This is a genomic window from Pseudomonas sp. A25(2017) (genome assembly GCF_002001065.1).
GTDB lineage: Bacteria > Pseudomonadota > Gammaproteobacteria > Pseudomonadales > Pseudomonadaceae > Aquipseudomonas > Aquipseudomonas kilonensis.
Genome location: NZ_MUOA01000032.1, coordinates 1 through 15642, shown reverse-complemented (window position 1 = coordinate 15642; position 15642 = coordinate 1). Strand labels below are relative to the sequence as shown.

18 protein-coding genes and 1 pseudogene are annotated in these 15642 nt (G+C 58.7%); 10 read left to right on the top strand and 9 right to left on the bottom strand.

Going from position 1 to position 15642, the window contains the following annotated elements:
- Positions 1–202: 202 nt before the first annotated feature.
- The 3 genes from B0E42_RS01760 to rssC all read left to right on the top strand — a co-directional run bounded on the left by B0E42_RS01760 (position 203) and on the right by rssC (position 2901).
- Complete coding sequence (locus B0E42_RS01760) at positions 203–892, top strand: VacJ family lipoprotein (RefSeq protein ID WP_018609988.1); 690 nt, start codon at positions 203–205, stop codon at positions 890–892.
- Positions 893–1237: 345 nt separating this feature from the next.
- On the top strand, positions 1238–2419 hold the full coding sequence (gene rssB / locus B0E42_RS01755) for a two-component system response regulator RssB (RefSeq protein WP_014339338.1): 1182 nt from the start codon (positions 1238–1240) through the stop codon (positions 2417–2419).
- Positions 2419–2901, top strand: coding sequence for an anti-sigma factor antagonist RssC (rssC, locus tag B0E42_RS01750; protein ID WP_018609990.1), 483 nt, complete (start codon positions 2419–2421; stop codon positions 2899–2901). Before rssB ends, rssC begins: the two co-directional genes overlap by 1 nt.
- A 225-nt stretch (positions 2902–3126) precedes the next feature.
- Here the strand turns inward: rssC and tal are convergent, their stop codons facing one another.
- Both tal and dusA read right to left on the bottom strand, forming a co-directional pair.
- The gene (gene tal / locus B0E42_RS01745) at positions 3127–4053 is read right to left on the bottom strand and encodes a transaldolase (protein WP_077505427.1); all 927 of its coding nucleotides are present in this window, start codon (positions 4051–4053) and stop codon (positions 3127–3129) included.
- 178 nt (positions 4054–4231) lie between these two features.
- Positions 4232–5218, bottom strand: a complete 987-nt coding sequence (gene dusA / locus B0E42_RS01740) for a tRNA dihydrouridine(20/20a) synthase DusA (RefSeq protein WP_077505425.1) — start codon at positions 5216–5218, stop codon at positions 4232–4234.
- 177 nt (positions 5219–5395) lie between these two features.
- Between dusA and B0E42_RS01735 the strand changes: the two genes are divergently transcribed.
- Both B0E42_RS01735 and B0E42_RS01730 read left to right on the top strand, forming a co-directional pair.
- The gene (locus B0E42_RS01735) at positions 5396–5671 is read left to right on the top strand and encodes a BrnT family toxin (protein WP_028237683.1); all 276 of its coding nucleotides are present in this window, start codon (positions 5396–5398) and stop codon (positions 5669–5671) included.
- Entirely contained in the window at positions 5649–5957 is a 309-nt protein-coding gene (locus B0E42_RS01730; protein ID WP_028237682.1) for a BrnA antitoxin family protein, read from the top strand. Before B0E42_RS01735 ends, B0E42_RS01730 begins: the two co-directional genes overlap by 23 nt.
- A gap of 134 nt (positions 5958–6091) precedes the next feature.
- Here the strand turns inward: B0E42_RS01730 and B0E42_RS01725 are convergent, their stop codons facing one another.
- The 4 genes from B0E42_RS01725 to B0E42_RS29565 all read right to left on the bottom strand — a co-directional run bounded on the left by B0E42_RS01725 (position 6092) and on the right by B0E42_RS29565 (position 8182).
- On the bottom strand, positions 6092–6364 hold the full coding sequence (locus B0E42_RS01725; protein ID WP_077505423.1) for a CopG family ribbon-helix-helix protein: 273 nt from the start codon (positions 6362–6364) through the stop codon (positions 6092–6094).
- A gap of 231 nt (positions 6365–6595) precedes the next feature.
- On the bottom strand, positions 6596–7318 hold the full coding sequence (locus B0E42_RS01720) for a metallophosphoesterase (protein WP_077505421.1): 723 nt from the start codon (positions 7316–7318) through the stop codon (positions 6596–6598).
- Between the two features lie 94 nt (positions 7319–7412).
- Complete coding sequence (locus B0E42_RS01715; protein WP_077505419.1) at positions 7413–8012, bottom strand: putative adenosine monophosphate-protein transferase Fic; 600 nt, start codon at positions 8010–8012, stop codon at positions 7413–7415.
- On the bottom strand, positions 8012–8182 hold the full coding sequence (locus B0E42_RS29565) for a YhfG family protein (protein ID WP_003199786.1): 171 nt from the start codon (positions 8180–8182) through the stop codon (positions 8012–8014). The genes B0E42_RS01715 and B0E42_RS29565 overlap by 1 nt, the downstream gene beginning before the upstream one ends.
- Positions 8183–8690: 508 nt before the next feature.
- On the opposite strand from B0E42_RS29565, the gene B0E42_RS01710 reads away from it, so the two are divergent.
- The 3 genes from B0E42_RS01710 to B0E42_RS01700 all read left to right on the top strand — a co-directional run bounded on the left by B0E42_RS01710 (position 8691) and on the right by B0E42_RS01700 (position 10483).
- The gene (locus B0E42_RS01710; protein ID WP_013692639.1) at positions 8691–8966 is read left to right on the top strand and encodes a hypothetical protein; all 276 of its coding nucleotides are present in this window, start codon (positions 8691–8693) and stop codon (positions 8964–8966) included.
- A gap of 382 nt (positions 8967–9348) precedes the next feature.
- Complete coding sequence (locus tag B0E42_RS01705; RefSeq protein ID WP_003199793.1) at positions 9349–9636, top strand: metal-sensing transcriptional repressor; 288 nt, start codon at positions 9349–9351, stop codon at positions 9634–9636.
- Between the two features lie 7 nt (positions 9637–9643).
- On the top strand, positions 9644–10483 hold the full coding sequence (locus B0E42_RS01700) for a nickel/cobalt efflux protein RcnA (RefSeq protein WP_077505417.1): 840 nt from the start codon (positions 9644–9646) through the stop codon (positions 10481–10483).
- Between the two features lie 10 nt (positions 10484–10493).
- On the opposite strand, the pseudogene B0E42_RS31385 reads toward B0E42_RS01700, so the two are convergent.
- Positions 10494–10631: pseudogene (locus B0E42_RS31385) on the bottom strand (LysR family transcriptional regulator); the annotation flags it as partial.
- A gap of 125 nt (positions 10632–10756) precedes the next feature.
- Positions 10757–11665, bottom strand: coding sequence for an AraC family transcriptional regulator (locus B0E42_RS01690; RefSeq protein WP_077505413.1), 909 nt, complete (start codon positions 11663–11665; stop codon positions 10757–10759).
- Between the two features lie 186 nt (positions 11666–11851).
- Here B0E42_RS01690 and B0E42_RS01685 point away from each other — a divergent pair, with 186 nt between their 5' ends.
- Both B0E42_RS01685 and B0E42_RS01680 read left to right on the top strand, forming a co-directional pair.
- Positions 11852–12901, top strand: a complete 1050-nt coding sequence (locus B0E42_RS01685; RefSeq protein ID WP_077505411.1) for an NAD(P)-dependent alcohol dehydrogenase — start codon at positions 11852–11854, stop codon at positions 12899–12901.
- Between the two features lie 522 nt (positions 12902–13423).
- Positions 13424–14647 carry an MFS transporter gene (locus B0E42_RS01680; protein ID WP_053186935.1) on the top strand — a complete coding sequence of 408 codons (1224 nt, stop codon included), beginning with the start codon at positions 13424–13426 and terminating at the stop codon, positions 14645–14647.
- Positions 14648–14854: 207 nt separating this feature from the next.
- On the opposite strand, the gene B0E42_RS01675 is transcribed toward B0E42_RS01680, so the two are convergent.
- Positions 14855–15343 (bottom strand): hypothetical protein, encoded by a 489-nt coding sequence (locus tag B0E42_RS01675; RefSeq protein WP_077505409.1) that lies wholly within the window; start codon positions 15341–15343, stop codon positions 14855–14857.
- Positions 15344–15642: the final 299 nt, after the last annotated feature.

Below are 15642 nucleotides of genomic sequence, written 5' to 3'. Positions count from 1 at the left end.
TGGGAACGTCCTTGAAATAACCAGCAGCCTAAAGGGCCTCGATGACAGTCCGGTGACAGTGAAATGAAGGGCAGTGGTCGCGGAAACGTCCTACGCCCGCTTGTTTTTTCGGTGCTGCCTATCCACGCGTTCCGTCTTATACTAGCCAGCTTACCGCCTGGGCTCGGCGCCCTTGCTTGAACAATCCAAGGAGTTTTCCTCTATGCGCTGGAGCCATCGTCTAGCTCAGCTGTGTCTTTCCACCTGCGCCCTGCTGGTACCGTTCGCCACTCAGGCCGCCACGGAAGAAGATCCTTGGGAAAGCATCAACCGTCCAATCTTCACCTTCAACGACACTGTTGATACCTATGCGCTCAAGCCACTGGCCCAGGGTTATCAATACGTGACGCCGCAGTTCCTCGAAGACGGCATCCACAACATGTTCCGCAACATCGGTGACGTCGGCAACCTGGCCAATAACGTGCTGCAGGCCAAGCCGGCCGCTGCCGGGGTCGACACCGCCCGGTTGGTCTTCAACACCACCTTCGGCCTGCTGGGCTTCTTCGATGTGGGCACCCAGATGGGCCTGCAGCGCAGCGATGAAGATTTTGGCCAGACCCTGGGCTACTGGGGCCTGGGCAGTGGGCCGTATCTGATGTTGCCGCTGTTGGGGCCAAGCACCCTGCGTGACGCGCCGGCCAAACTGGTCGATGACTACACGGCCCCGTATCGTTATATCGATAACGTCTCGGTGCGTAACTCTATTCGAGGCCTGAACGTCGTCGACACCCGCGCCAGCCTGCTGTCGGCCGAGAAGATGGTGAGCGGCGACAAGTATGTCTTCATCCGCAACGCCTACCTGCAAAACCGCGAATTCAAGGTCAAGGATGGCCAGGTCGAAGACGATTTTTAATTTCGACCTGTAAAACCACGAAGGCGGCCCAAAAAGCCGCCTTTTGTGCTTTGGCGTCGGCTTTGAGCAGGTTTGATCCTTCCATTGAGTTACGCTTCGCTCGGTTCTTATAACTCTCTGTGCTTTGACAAATAAAGACGGCAAGCGGCTATCTGCATGAGCTTGAAACGCCCCGCGGATGGGAGTACCGTCTGCGCCTTAGAAGGGCACCTCTGATGTAGTTGTGTGTAGGGCAAAGGCCTGAAACCGGTACGACAGAGAGGCTAGAAAGCGAATCCAGTAGTGCGTGCCAGGCCAGACCGCCCAGCCCGCTACGCCAACCTAATTCTGGCGCCGTTTGCCCACATGCCAAAAACCAGTGCCACGCTGCTGATAATCGATGATGACGAAGTGGTGCGAGCCAGTCTCGCAGCCTACTTGGAAGACAGTGGTTTCAGCGTCCTGCAGGCCAGCAATGGCCAACAGGGTCTTCAGGTATTCGAGCAAGACAAGCCCGACCTGGTCATCTGCGACCTGCGCATGCCGCAGATGGGCGGACTCGAACTCATTCGCCAGGTCACCGAGATTTCCTCGCAGACCCCGGTGATCGTGGTTTCGGGCGCGGGCGTGATGAACGACGCGGTCGAGGCATTGCGCCTGGGCGCGGCGGATTACCTGATCAAGCCCCTTGAAGACCTCGCGGTGCTCGAGCACTCGGTGCGCCGGGCCTTGGACCGTTCGCGGCTGTTGTTGGAGAACCAGCGTTACCGCGAAAAGCTGGAAACCGCCAACCGCGAACTGGAAGCCAGCCTGAACCTGTTGCAGGAAGACCAGAACGCCGGGCGCCAGGTACAGATGAACATGCTGCCGGTCAGCCCCTGGACCGTCGACGATTTCCGTTTTGCCCACCAGATCATCCCGTCGCTGTACCTGTCGGGCGATTTCGTGGACTATTTCCGGGTCGATGAACGACGTGTGGCGTTCTACCTGGCGGACGTTTCCGGCCATGGTGCTTCTTCGGCATTCGTGACGGTGCTGTTGAAATTCATGACCACACGCCTGTTGTTCGAATCCAAGCGCAACGGCACGCTGCCAGAGTTCAAGCCCTCGGAAGTCCTTGGGCATATCAACCGAGGCCTGATCAGTTGTAAGCTGGGCAAACACGTCACAATGGTCGGTGGAGTCATCGACGAGGAGACTGGTTTGTTGACCTATAGCATCGGCGGTCACCTGCCTTTGCCTGTGTTGTATACACCAGACAGCGTTCGTTACCTGGAAGGGCGTGGTTTACCGGTGGGCCTGTTCAACGAGGCCACCTACGAAGACCACGTACTGGAATTGCCGCCGACATTCAGCCTGACGCTGATGTCTGATGGCATTTTGGACCTTTTGACAGAACCTACACTCAAAGAGAAAGAAGCGGCCTTGCCTGAACGGGTGAGTGCAGCGGGCGGCAGCCTGGAAGGCTTGCGTCAAGTGTTTGGATTAGCCACGCTCGGGGAGATGCCGGATGATATCGCCCTGTTAGTGTTGAGCAGGAACCTTTGATGAGTACCGGTAGAATCCAGTTCGCCGAGCAGGACGGCACCTTTGTCCTGAAGTTTGTCGGTGAAGTGCGCCTGACCCTGTGTTCGGCGCTGGATGCGACTATTGAGCGGATCTTCACCTCGCTGAACTTCAGCGCCATCGTGATCGACCTGACCGAAACCCGCAGCATCGACAGCACCACATTGGGCCTGCTGGCCAAACTGTCGATCCTGTCGCGGCAGAAGGTCGGCCTGCTGCCGACAGTCGTCACCACCCACAACGACATTACCCGTCTGCTGCAATCGATGGGCTTCGACCAGGTGTTCAACATCGTGGGCGACCCTGTGCCGTGCCCGGAATGCCTGGACGACCTGCCTGACCAGGACCAGTCCGAAGAAGAAGTGCGGATCAAGGTGCTCGAAGCCCACAAGATCCTGATGGGGCTCAACGACTCCAATCGTGAAGCCTTCCATGACCTGGTGAATGCGCTAGAGGGGCCTTGACCTCGGGGCATGTATTGGCCTGACGGACGCCTTCGCGAGCAAGCCCGCTCCCACAGGTCTTGCGCCGGTCAAAAAAACTGAATCCTACCCAAATCCCCCTGTGGGAGCGGGCTTGCTCGCGAAAGCGCCGGTTCAGCCACCTGATCCCTCAGCGCGAAGCCAAATCCCAATAAAAAAGGGCGAACCCACCAAGGTTCGCCCTTTTTGCATGCCTTGTGAATCAGCTCAAAGCTTGGCTTGCAGCAACGCCTCCAGCTTCTCCTGGTCCCGGGCAAACTGACGAATACCTTCTGCCAGTTTCTCGGTCGCCATGGCGTCCTCGTTGGACAACCAGCGGAACTGCGTTTCATTGAGGATCAAGCGCGTTTCCCCGGCTTGCCCTGGCGCCAGCTTGCGCTCCAGCTTGCCTTCGTCGGCGGCCAGTTTTTCCAGCAGGTCCGGGCTGACGGTCAGGCGGTCGCAGCCGGCCAGTTGCTCGATCTGGTTGAGGTTGCGGAAGCTCGCGCCCATGACCACGGTCTTGTAGTCATTGGCCTTGTAGTAGTTGTAGATACGCGTCACCGACTGCACGCCCGGATCATCAGCGCCGGTGTAGTCGTTGCCATTGGCTTTCTTGTACCAGTCGTAGATACGGCCCACGAACGGCGAAATCAGGAACACCCCGGCATCGGCGCAGGCGGCGGCCTGGGCGAAGGAGAACAGCAGGGTCAGGTTGCACTGGATGCCTTCACGCTCCAGCTGCTCGGCGGCACGAATGCCTTCCCAGGTGGAAGCGATCTTGATCAGCACGCGCTCGCGGCCAATGCCGGCCTTGTCGTACAGATCGATCAGGCGATGCGCACGCTTCAACATGTCCTCGGTGTCGAACGACAGGCGCGCGTCCACTTCAGTGGAAATACGCCCAGGGATCACTTTCAGAATTTCTTGCCCGACCGCCACGGCAAAACGGTCGCTGGCCAGGCCCACATCGCCCTTGCAGTCCGCCACGCAGGCGTTCAGTTGCTCGGCATAACCTTGAATGGCCGAGGCCTTGAGCAGCAGGGAAGGGTTGGTGGTCGCGTCCACGGGTTTGACGCGGGCGATGGCCTCGAAGTCGCCGGTATCGGCCACGACGGTGGTGAATTGTTTGAGTTGTTCCAGCTTGGAAGTCATGAGCGTGCTCTGTCCTATGGGTCCGTTGACATTACCCGAGGGCCGGCAGCCACTCAAGGGCGTGAAGGGGTATCGACGGGCCCCAGCGGCAACAACCTGAAAACGGCTGTTTGAAAGGCCGGGGCGGTATCGGTAGATACGATGCCAAAACAGCGCGCAGGTTCAAAGCAAGTGACGGTTAACGCCCTTCCAGCAGTTGCCCCGCCTGATCCAGCAGCGCCAATGGATCCTTGGTTTTGTGAATATCCACCGACAACAACTGCCGAAACCGCCGCGCCCCCGGGAACCCGGTGCCCAGGCCCAACACGTGACGAGTGATGTGATGCATCGCCCCGCCAGCGGCCAGGTGATCGGCGATATAAGGCCGCAACTGCGCCAGCGCCTCGGCCCGGGTGATGATCGGCGCGGTGCTGCCGAACAGCTGCTGATCGACTTCGGCCAGCAGATACGGGTTGTGATAGGCCTCGCGCCCCAGCATCACACCGTCGAAGGTCTGCAAATGCTCGTGGCACGCCTCCAGCGTCTTGATCCCGCCGTTGAGCACAATCTCCAACTCCGGAAAATCCGCCTTCAACCGCGCAGCCACGTCATAACGCAGCGGCGGGATGTCGCGATTCTCCTTCGGCGACAACCCCTCCAGAATCGCAATCCGCGCATGCACGGTAAAACTCGTGCAACCGGCCTCACGCACCGTCCCGACAAACTCACACAACTGCTCGTAACTGTCCCGCCCATTGATCCCGATGCGATGCTTGACCGTCACCGGAATCGACACAGCATCGCGCATGGCCTTTACACAGTCAGCCACCAAACCCGGATGCCCCATCAGGCAGGCGCCGATCATGTTGTTCTGCACCCGGTCGCTGGGGCAGCCGACGTTGAGGTTGACCTCATCGTAGCCGTGGTCCTGGGCCATACGGGCGCAGGCAGCCAGGTCGGCTGGGACGCTGCCGCCCAGTTGCAGGGCTAGCGGGTGTTCGGATGGGTGGTGGCGTAGGAAACGTTCGTGGTCACCGTTGAGTAGCGCGCCGGTGGTGACCATTTCGGTGTAGAGCAGGGCGTGTTTGGAGAGGATGCGTAGGAAGAAGCGACAGTGGGCGTCGGTCCAGTCCATCATCGGGGCGACGGAGAAGCGGTGGGAGAGCGGGGCAGTTTGTAGGGGCATTGGGAATCTGATTCATCGGGGCGAATGGACGCAGTTTATCAGGGATGCTTGTCGGGTACTTGGCGGGCTCTCACGCCTAGCCACTCAATCTTTGATGACAACCAGGCAGGGCGCGTGCTCGGTCAGCGTTTCAACGCGCACCTTGTGTTGACGATTTAATGTGGCTACGATAATTGCATGCAGATTACTTATGACCCAGCCAAAGACGCTCGCAACGTCGAAGAACGTGGACTTCCGTTTGCCCTCGTGCGGGACTTTGAATGGTCTACAGCATTGATCCTGGAAGATGATCGATTCGACTACGGCGAGTGTCGTTATCGGGCGATGGGGTACATAGGGGATCGGCTGCATGTCGTAGTGTTTACCCCACGGGGTGACGCGGTCCACGTCATCAGCTTTCGTAAAGCCAACAAACGGGAGGTCAAAAATTATGACCAAGAAACCCAGTCCTGAGAGGGTCGATACGGCAAACCCCGAATGGTCGACCGAAGACTTTGCCAAGGCCAAACCAGCCAGCGAGGTGCTTGGTGGGTTGTTTGGCAAAGCTCAGGCAAAGGAAATGCTCAAGCCAAAGCGTGGTCGACCCAAGTCGGTAGCTACTAAAGAGCACGTCAATGTTCGTTTCGATGCTGACGTGCTGGAGAGATTCAGAGCTTCTGGCCCGGGCTGGCAAACACGGATGAACGCCGCCTTGGCCGATTGGCTCAAGACGCATACACCAGAAGAACTGAAGGCTTAGTCGCTAAATATTGTTCGTAAAAAAATTAGCCGCCGATGAGGCGGCTTTTTGTTGTCTGCGGATTGGATTTGTTTCGGTAACGGTATAGTAAATCCGTAGAGCGGGGGAGTTTGTAGGGGCATTAGGAATCTGAATCAGATTAGACCCGTTTGGGACTGCCCATTCCGGCGTCTGGTTTGACTCCAGCGCCGGGCACGCATCGCTGCCACTTGCTCATCGGTAGCAAATTTGCCTTGGTCAGCTTCCTTTACCGCAAGTTCGATCTGTGTGGTCAACGCTTTTTCATGTTCGATGTAGTCGCGAAGAACGTCCATCGCCAGGTAGCTCGGACTTTGGCCGTTGGTCTTGGCCAGGTCGGCGAGGGAGTTCGATAGGTCTTCGGGCAGATTCAGAGATATGCCGGACATGGCAGCCTCGATGGTGGACGTTTTCGGACATCTTATACCGTTGACCGAGCGCTTGAATTAGCAGGCTGTCGCAAGGTGTGTCTCGACGGGAATTGTTTCCATCCTGCGCAGATCTGAAAAGCCTCACAGGCGCCGCCGTCGAGGGTACATTTCTGCGGGTAAATGTGGGATATGGAATGGCATGACGTTGATCTCACACCGAGGATCAAAGCAAATGAGACTGTCCCATTCTCACTGGCCCATGCTTATGCTGATTATGGTTTCGGTTTGGATGTCTACCAGGCTCAATGCGCCGTCGGAAAATGAGCAGCCTGTGTCGATATAAACGACGTTGCCCAGGCGTATAACACTGGGTACTGTTGAGTGCCCAACATAGAGCCGGTCTATTCCTTTGATGGAAGTGTGGTCTTGTTGCTCGATTTTCTCTCTTGCATACAGCGCTGTTCTCAAGGCGTGCCGCTGGTGTGGCTCCCCAGAACTTCCAGTGATAGCGTCTTTGGCTTCCTGCCAGCCATCGTTACTTCGGATGACAGGAGCTTCGGCATGGACTATTCCAATTGTTTGATCACTTGATAAATTGATTTCAATGATCAGTGGAAGTGCTTGCAGGGATTTTGATAGTTCTTGCTGAATGTCGGGTTGTAACTCGTAGAGCCAGGCACCACCGTTTCGGATATGTCGGGGTATGTCGCCATGGCCGGAGATACAGTCAATAAGCATCTGCTCATGATTGCCGCGTACGGCGTGGAACCACGGCTTCTCAAGCCAGTTCAATATATCTATGGAATCGGGGCCGCGGTCGATGAGGTCCCCCACGGAAAAGATGCGATCCAGCTCAGTGTTGAAGTTTAGTTTGTCTAAGGCTGCTGTTAGAAGTTTGAAATGTCCGTGAACGTCGCCCACCACAAAGTCACGACCTTTTTTGTTGGATGGGAAAGATCTCGTCCTGTACATTTTCAGTGCTTCAGCAGATGTTGATTGGCGGTGACTGTATCACTTGGCGAAATAAACAGTAAGCTGCTGAGCGGGGGGGAATAACGTTGTACGGTCAAGCTTGAATCGCCTGCCCAATACACTTCTCAAAAACCTGCTCCATAGGCTCCATGACGCCGTTATAAGCCGCGATGTTGGCAAAAATCCACTCGTCCTTCTCAATCCCCCACCAACTGATTTCAAATCCGGCATTCATGATCAGGTGTTCAAACAAGATACGTTGCGCACGACCGTTGCCTTCGCGGAAGGGGTGTACGACGTTGATGTCGGAATAGGCCTCTGCCACAGCGACGATCAGCTCAGCCCGCTCCATGCCCTCGAACCAGTTCGCCGCGGCCATGTTGGCGAAGATCTTATTGGCTTCCTTCTCCATGTACTCAGGTTGGCAGAAGCGGGTGGCTTGTTTGGACATGCCAACGGTGCGCAGCTCTCCGGCCCATTCGAACAGGTCTGAAAAGAGGATTCGATGAATGTTTTGAAGGTAGGTCAGGCTGTAGGGAGGAGGGCTGAACTCGACGTTGTCCGCTGCGATGGCCGAGAGCTGTTGTTCGGCTTCGCTTAGGGTCGGTTCGTCTCGAATATCGAGTTTGTTGCGAAGGACGGTGGAGCCGGGATAGCAATAAGCGTCCTCGCCGACTCCATATTTGTCAGGCATCAGGTTCTGGTCTGGGTGAAGGCCTTCAAGACCTCTTCACGCGTTGGCATTTTGCGTTCGCCGTCGGCGAAGGTCGTTTTGAAACCTTCCAGACGGAGGCTGGCTGCGTAGTTGGATCTACGCGTCCTGGCGGCATAGGCCTTTTTGGTTTCAAGGCTGACATTGCCCATGGGCTGGACCTCAATCGCGTTGGTTGGCCGATTATAGCCCATCCCGTTGGCATGGCCTATGTTGCGGTCTGGACGAAAAGCGTTGAGCGCTCATTCGTTTCGAGATTTGTCCTTGTCGCCCTAGCTGCGCAGCCCAATCCATCGCCGGACACCTCCATCGGAAATTTCCCTCAAGCTGCGTCGCTCCCCGCTGACTATCCACCCGATCACCCCGTGCGCTAAGTTCTCTCCGTCGCTGCAAATTCAGCGGCAGGGTGTGGAAGCCCTAATGCCTGGGATTTTTTTCAATTAATCCTGAGATCGCCCAATGACAAAAGGTACTGCTATTGCTTTAAAACCGTGTCCGCAAGGCACGCATCATCTCAACCTCATCCAATCTGTCCTCCATTACATCAATTACAACCTCCTGCTCGATCTACGAATTCCGACCCCGGATTCGGTCCTTCATCAGTGGCATCCCTATCTTCAACCCGGCACTGACCTCCCAACCCCGCAGGAGTAACCCCTCATGTCCCGTTACATGCCCATCACCGGTATCGAAAACAATTTCCACGCGCTCTTGATCGACACAGAAGCACCGCTGGACGTGCTGCACGACACCGCCGCTTACCGTATCGCCGCTGTAACCCAGTTGCTGGAAAACCTCGCCATGCGTTCCGACATCAGTACGGACGCCGTGATACTCCATGATTTTGCCCAAGTGCTAGCGATCCCGCTGCGCGATGGGTGTGATTTGCTGGATGTGATTGGGCGGCGATTGCAGGCGCAGGTCTTGGCGTCGTAAGGGAAGTGGGCGACCTCACGAGGTCGCCTGCACTGTCTTGCTCATCGCCCTGTGCAGTCTGCAATCCTGTGGGAGCGAGCCTGCTCGCGAAAGCGGTGGGGCAGTTGGTGGCGATGTTGGATGTGATGCCGTCATCGCGAGCAGGCTCGCTCCCACAGTTTTTTTCGGTGTGTTCACAGATATTGCGTACACCCTCAATCCTCTGTGGGAGCGAGCTTGCTCGCGATAGCGGTGGGGCAGTTGGTGGCGATGTTGGATGTGCTGTCGTCATCGCGAGCAAGCTCGCTCCCACAGGTTGGTCGGCGTTTCGATGGGTTTGCTTGTATCCCCCCTGGGGGGATAGGATGGCGGGGTAAATTCATCGAAAGCCAGGGCTCAAGTCATGAGTGCGCACGACCACGAACATCCCCACCAAAGCCATGCGGCGATCGTCAAGCGCCTCAAGCGCGCGGACGGTCATTTGCGCAGCATTATCACGATGATCGAAGAGGGCCGTGAGTGCGTGGATATCGCCCAGCAGTTGCATGCGGTGGAGAAAGCGGTGTGCCAGGCCAAGCGGACGTTGATCCAGGATCACATCGATCACTGCCTGGAGGACACCGTTTCGTCGTTGCATAAAGGCGAGCGCGCGCCGCTGGAAGCCTTCAAACAAATCACCAAGTACCTCTAGGCCCGACATGCCCAATTTTGCTGAACTGCTGCAACAGGGTGGCACTCACGCCTGGCTGTATTTCCCCAGCGCTATCTTGCTGGGTGCCTTGCATGGCCTGGAGCCGGGTCATTCGAAAACCATGATGGCGGCGTTTATCGTGGCGATTCGGGGCTCGGTCAAGCAGGCGGTGTTGCTGGGCTTGGCCGCGACGCTGTCCCACACTGCGGTGGTGTGGCTGGTCGCGATCGGCGGCATGTACCTGGGCCAGGGGTTGGACGCTGAAACCACCGAGCCTTATTTCCAACTGGTATCTGCTGCGCTGATCGTTGCCATCGCGCTGTGGATGCTGTGGCGTACCTGGCGTGGCGAGCGGATGTTCAGGTTCCAACAGGGACATGACCACCATCATCACGATCATCACCACCACCACGAACATGACCACGGGCATCCCGAACCCAAAGGCCTGGCGCTGTCGCTGGAGGGTTATCAGGACGCCCACGAACAGGCGCATGCCAATGACATCCGTAAGCGCTTCACCAATCGGGAGGTCACCACCGGCCAGATCATCGTGTTTGGCCTGACGGGCGGGCTGATTCCTTGTCCTGCGGCCATTACCGTGCTGCTGCTGTGCCTGCAAGTCAAAGAAGTCGCGCTGGGCGGTCTGCTTGTCCTGTGCTTCAGCGTCGGCCTGGCGATTACCCTGGTGACCGTGGGGGCTGCGGCGGCCATTGGTGCACGGCAGGCTTCCAACCGCTGGCCTTGGCTGGGCACCGTTGCTCGCCGGGCACCTTACTTGTCCAGCGTGTTGATCATCGGCGTCGGTCTCTACGTGGGGATCCATGGCTGGATCGGCTTGAACGCGTAGCCTCCACCGATCAGTTCGCACCTTCTGGCGCAGAGGGTGCGCTGCCCGGCCGCTGCAGCGAAGCGCCTTCCAAGGTCTTCCAGAGTTTACGCATCGTTGGGTTGCGATTGGCAATCGCGCAGTACGAGCGAATCTCCAATCGCGTTGAAGTGTGTTGCGTTGGCACAAAAGGCACCGCTCTGTGGGAGCAAGGCTTGCCCGCGATGAAGCTGACGCGGTCTCCCAAAGGCCAAGGTGCCTGCATCGCGAGCAAGCTTTGCTCCCACTGATGAATCAACCAGCCTTGGCCGGCCCGCGCAACGCCGCAATGTCCCGCTTGGGCGGCACGCCAAACAAGCGGGCGTATTCGCGGCTGAACTGGGAAGGGCTTTCATAGCCCACCTTGAAGGCCGCACTCGCCACGTCCACGTGCTCGTTGAGCATCAAGCGTTTTGCTTCGTTCAACCGCAGCCACTTCTGGTATTGCAGCGGGCTCATCGCCGTGAGCTGGCGGAAGTGGTGGTGAAACGTCGGCGCACTCATTTGCACCCGCGCCGCGAGGTCGTCTACGCGCACGGCTTCGGTGTAGTTCAATTTCAACCAGTCGATGGCCTTGGCGATCCGGTAGCCCTGGCTATCGACCGAAACGATCTGCCGCAGTCGGGCGGCCTGGTCGCTGAGCAGCAGCCGGTAGTGAATCTCGCGCTGGATCAACGGCGCCAGTATGGGGATGGCTTCGGGCTCATCCAGTAACCCCAGCAGGCGCGCGAACGGTTCCAGCAGGTCCGGCGTTGCGGTGCCGATTCCCGCGCCGATCCCGACCGCTCGATCACGCGGCGGCGACAGGCTGCCTTGGGCGATCAGATCGGCCACCGTGCGCAAGTCGAGCCTCAGGACCAGGCCCAGGCAGGGCTGTTCCGGGCTGGCCTGCATCACCTCGGAATTGGCCGGGATGTCCAGGGAGGTCATGAGGAACCGCCCGGTGTCGTAGCCATAGGCTTCGCCGCCGATCCAGACCTGCTTCTCGCCTTGAACCACCAGCACGATGCTCGGTTCGATCATGCAAGTCACCGGCGGCGCCGGGGTGTCACGCCGGAAGAAGACGAGGCCGGCGATAGGCGTTTCAAAGTCCCCCGCGCGTGGGGTCCGGGTGCCAATGATGGCGGCCAGAGTCTCTTGTACGGATCTGCGTTGAATGGCCATGTCGGGTCCGGGTGTCATCTGAGCTCAAGCGCTATAGGCAGAACATTAACTCGCCAAGCGAAGCGCTGCCTATACGCAATAGAAACACTCATAGGATCAGGCAAGCATCTCAGCGTAATGCACTACCGGCCGGCCGGGCCGAGCCTTGAAGATACAACCTCATTCAATCCAGCAAGGAGTCTTCTGATGCGTGTACAAGCCTATGGCGCCCACACGGGTGACAAGCCCCTTGAACCCCTGCAGATCACTCGTCGCACGCCAGGCGCCCACGACGTCCAGATCGACATCGCTTTTTGTGGTATCTGCCATTCGGACCTGCACCAGGTGCGTGCCGAGTGGGCGGGTACCCAGTTCCCTTGCGTGCCGGGCCACGAAATCGTCGGCCGGGTCGCGGCGGTCGGCGCCCATGTGTCCGGCTTCAAGACCGGCGACCTGGTGGGCGTTGGCTGCATCGTCGACAGCTGCAAGCACTGTGACGACTGCGACAGCGGCTTGGAAAACTATTGTGACGGGATGATCGGGACCTACAACTTCCCCACCCCGGATGAGCCCGGTTGGACGCTGGGTGGCTATTCGCAAAACATCGTGGTGCATGAGCGCTATGTGTTGCGCATTCGTCACCCCGAAGCCCAGCTTGCCGCTGTCGCGCCGCTGCTTTGCGCGGGCATCACCACCTATTCGCCGTTGCGCCACTGGAACGTCGGGCCGGGCAAGAAGGTGGGTGTGGTCGGCATCGGTGGACTGGGCCACATGGGCATCAAGCTCGCCCATGCGATGGGAGCTCATGTCGTGGCGTTCACCACGTCCGAGTCCAAGCGTGAGGATGCGAGGCAGTTGGGGGCCGACGAGGTCGTCGTGTCGCGCAATGCTGAAGAAATGGCCGCGCATACCAAGACTTTCGATTTCATCTTGAACACCGTGGCGGCCCCTCACGATCTGGACGCGTTGCTGGTGCTGCTCAAGCGCGACGGCACGATGGCCCTGGTGGGCGCGCCGGCAACTGCGCATCCTTCGCCGAATGTCTTCAACCTGATCATGAAGCGACGCACCCTCGCCGGGTCGATGATCGGCGGCATCCCCGAGACCCAGGAGATGCTCGATTTCTGCGCAGAGCACGGCATCGTCGCCGACATCGAACTGGTCCGGGTCGAGCAGATCAACGCGTCCTACGAGCGCATGCTCAAGGGCGATGTGAAGTATCGCTTCGTGATCGATAACGCGACCTTGGTCGGCTGATAGACGCGCCACCGGGTTGCTCGCGAAAGCGGTCTGCCTGAGACAGTGATGTTGAATGTGCCACCGTCATCGCGAGCAGGCTCGCTCCCACAGGGGAATAGGTGGCGGGCACGAATGCATGAACACCCCATTCAAAACTGTGGGAGCGAGCTTGCTCGCGAAAGCGGTCTGCCTGAGACAGTGATGTTGAATGTGCCACCGTCATCGCGAGCAGGCTCGCTCCCACAGGGGAATAGGTGGCGGGCACGAATGCATGAACACCCCATTCAAAACTGTGGGAGCGAGCTTGCTCGCGATAGCGGTCTGCCAGAGATGGTGATGTTGGCTGTGCCACCGTCATCGCGAGCAAGCTCGCTCCCACAGGGGAATAGGTGGCGGGCACGAATGCATGAACACCCCCATTCAAAACTGTGGGAGCGAGCCTGCTCGCGATAGCGGTCTGCCTGAGACGGTGATGTTGGATGTGCCGCCATCATCGCGAGCAAGCTCGCTCCCACACAAGAAACACAGGATTTTTGTCCAATGACCGATACCTCATTACCTAAACCACAAGTCCAACCCGCCTGGGGCGCGGTACTTGCCATGGCCCTCGCCGCGTTCGTGCTCGTTGCCTCGGAGTTCATGCCAGTCAGCTTGCTGACGCCGGTAGCGGCCGATCTTCACGTCAGCGAAGGGCAGGCCGGCCAAGGCATTGCCGTCTCTGGCGCCTTTGCCCTGATCACGAGCCTGTTCATCGCATCGATCGCCGCCCGGGTCGATCGCAAATGGCTTCTCCTGGGGCTGACCTTGCTGATGATCGTTTCCGGCACCGTGGTGGCGTTCGCGCCGAATTACTCGGTATTCATGCTCGGTCGCGCGTTGATCGGCGTGGCGATTGGCGGCTTCTGGTCGTTGTCGGCGGCTACCGCCATGCGGCTTGTGCCGGACGATCAGGTTCCGCAGGCACTGGCCATCGTCAATGGCGGCAATGCCTTGGCGACGGTGGTCGCTGCGCCGCTGGGCAGTTTCCTGGGGTCGATCATCGGTTGGCGTGGCGCGTTTTTCTGCATCGTGCCCGTCGCCGCCATCGCCCTGGTCTGGCTGCTGTTACGCCTGCCCTCCATGCCTTCGCAGGCGAAGCAGGGCAGCACCAATGTCTTCAAGTTGATGACCCGGGCACCGGTCGCGCTGGGTATGCTGGCGGTCAGCACATTTTTCATGGGCCAGTTCATGTTGTTCACCTACCTGCGCCCGTTCCTTGAAGCGGTGACGCAGGTGAGCGTTTCCATGCTGTCCTTCATGCTGCTGGTGATCGGTGTGGCGGGTCTGCTGGGCACCTTCCTGATCGGGGCCTGCTTGAAAAACAACCTCTATCGGACGCTCATTATCATCCCGCTGTTGATGGCCGCGATTGCCATTGCCTTGGTGGGGTTCGGCGGGTCGGTGATGATCGCGACCCTCCTGCTCGGCCTCTGGGGCCTGGTGGCCACGGCGGCGCCCGTAGGTTGGTGGACCTGGCTTTCGCGAACGCTGCCGGAAGATGCCGAAGCCGGCGGCGGTCTGATGGTGGCGATCGTCCAGCTCGCCATCGCTGCGGGTGCGACAGTGGGCGGCCTTCTGTTCGACCTGAGTGGCTATCGCGCGACCTTCGAAACCAGTGCGGCGGTGTTGGGCGTTGCCGCTGTTCTGACGGTGCTGGCCGCTCGGTCAGCGCTCCGGGAGTTTTCATCGACTACGGATGCAGCGCCCTATGGCTCGGCGGGCTGATGTTCGATCCGTACTGGAGCTGGGCGGATACCCGATACGCGCAAGGCGCGGCTGACGAAATCGACAATGCCTTGCATAAACTCGTGGGAAGACCGGTGGAGGAACTGACGCTACCGGTGCCAGGGAGCGATCCAACCGTCGAATCAGCGCCGCAGTTCTAGTGGGCTCTCCAACGAAATGGGCGACCTCAAGGGTCGCCCATTTGCGTTAAAGCCCCAGGCCTTGCTCTACCAGCGCGAGCAAGGCGTCCTCGTCCAGCATGGTGGGTTCAAGACGCGGTTGCCCGGTCTGGCGCAGGGCCTGGATATGCCAAAACGATTCACCATGTTCGCCGAGCGAGCGCACGATGCAGTGTTCCTGCCCCTTCATATGGACTTCAATGCATCCCTCGCCCTTGGACGAGAAACGCGCAATCGGGTCGAATGAAATGCGGTGATGATTGCCTTCGATCACCAGTTGATCGATGGCGTAGCTGTACGTCGAGCCGCTGGAATGACTTTCAAATACATGGGTGGGGTTGCGCCGAATGTCCAGGCCCGCCTCGCACACGGGCGCCAGCCAGATTTCGATCTGGCGATACAGTTCGTAGACTTGGGCGGGCCAATGCTCGATCGCCAGGTCGGCGCAGTTGTCGGTATCCGCGCGGGTTTGCTGGGCTTTCCTCAGTTTGGCCGCTAGCTCGTCTGCCTTGCTCATGTCGATTCCCTGTCGTGATGATAGGTTGAGCTTAGCTGATGGGCTGGGGTGATCATTTGCGCTGGGTCATGTGGTGGTGTGTTGTTGAGTTTCGGTACGATGACGAGCGCCGGAACAATTTACGAGGAGCAAGTCATGCACATGAGAATGCTGAGCAATAACGACCTGCGACCCTTGCGCGATGCACTCACCCTGGCCGGTCTTCCCGTCGACGATCTGGCGTATCCCGGTCGACAGTTTTTCAGCTTCAGCCACCAAGGCGTCGATGTGGCGTTTGCTGGTATCGAGGGGGAGGGGGC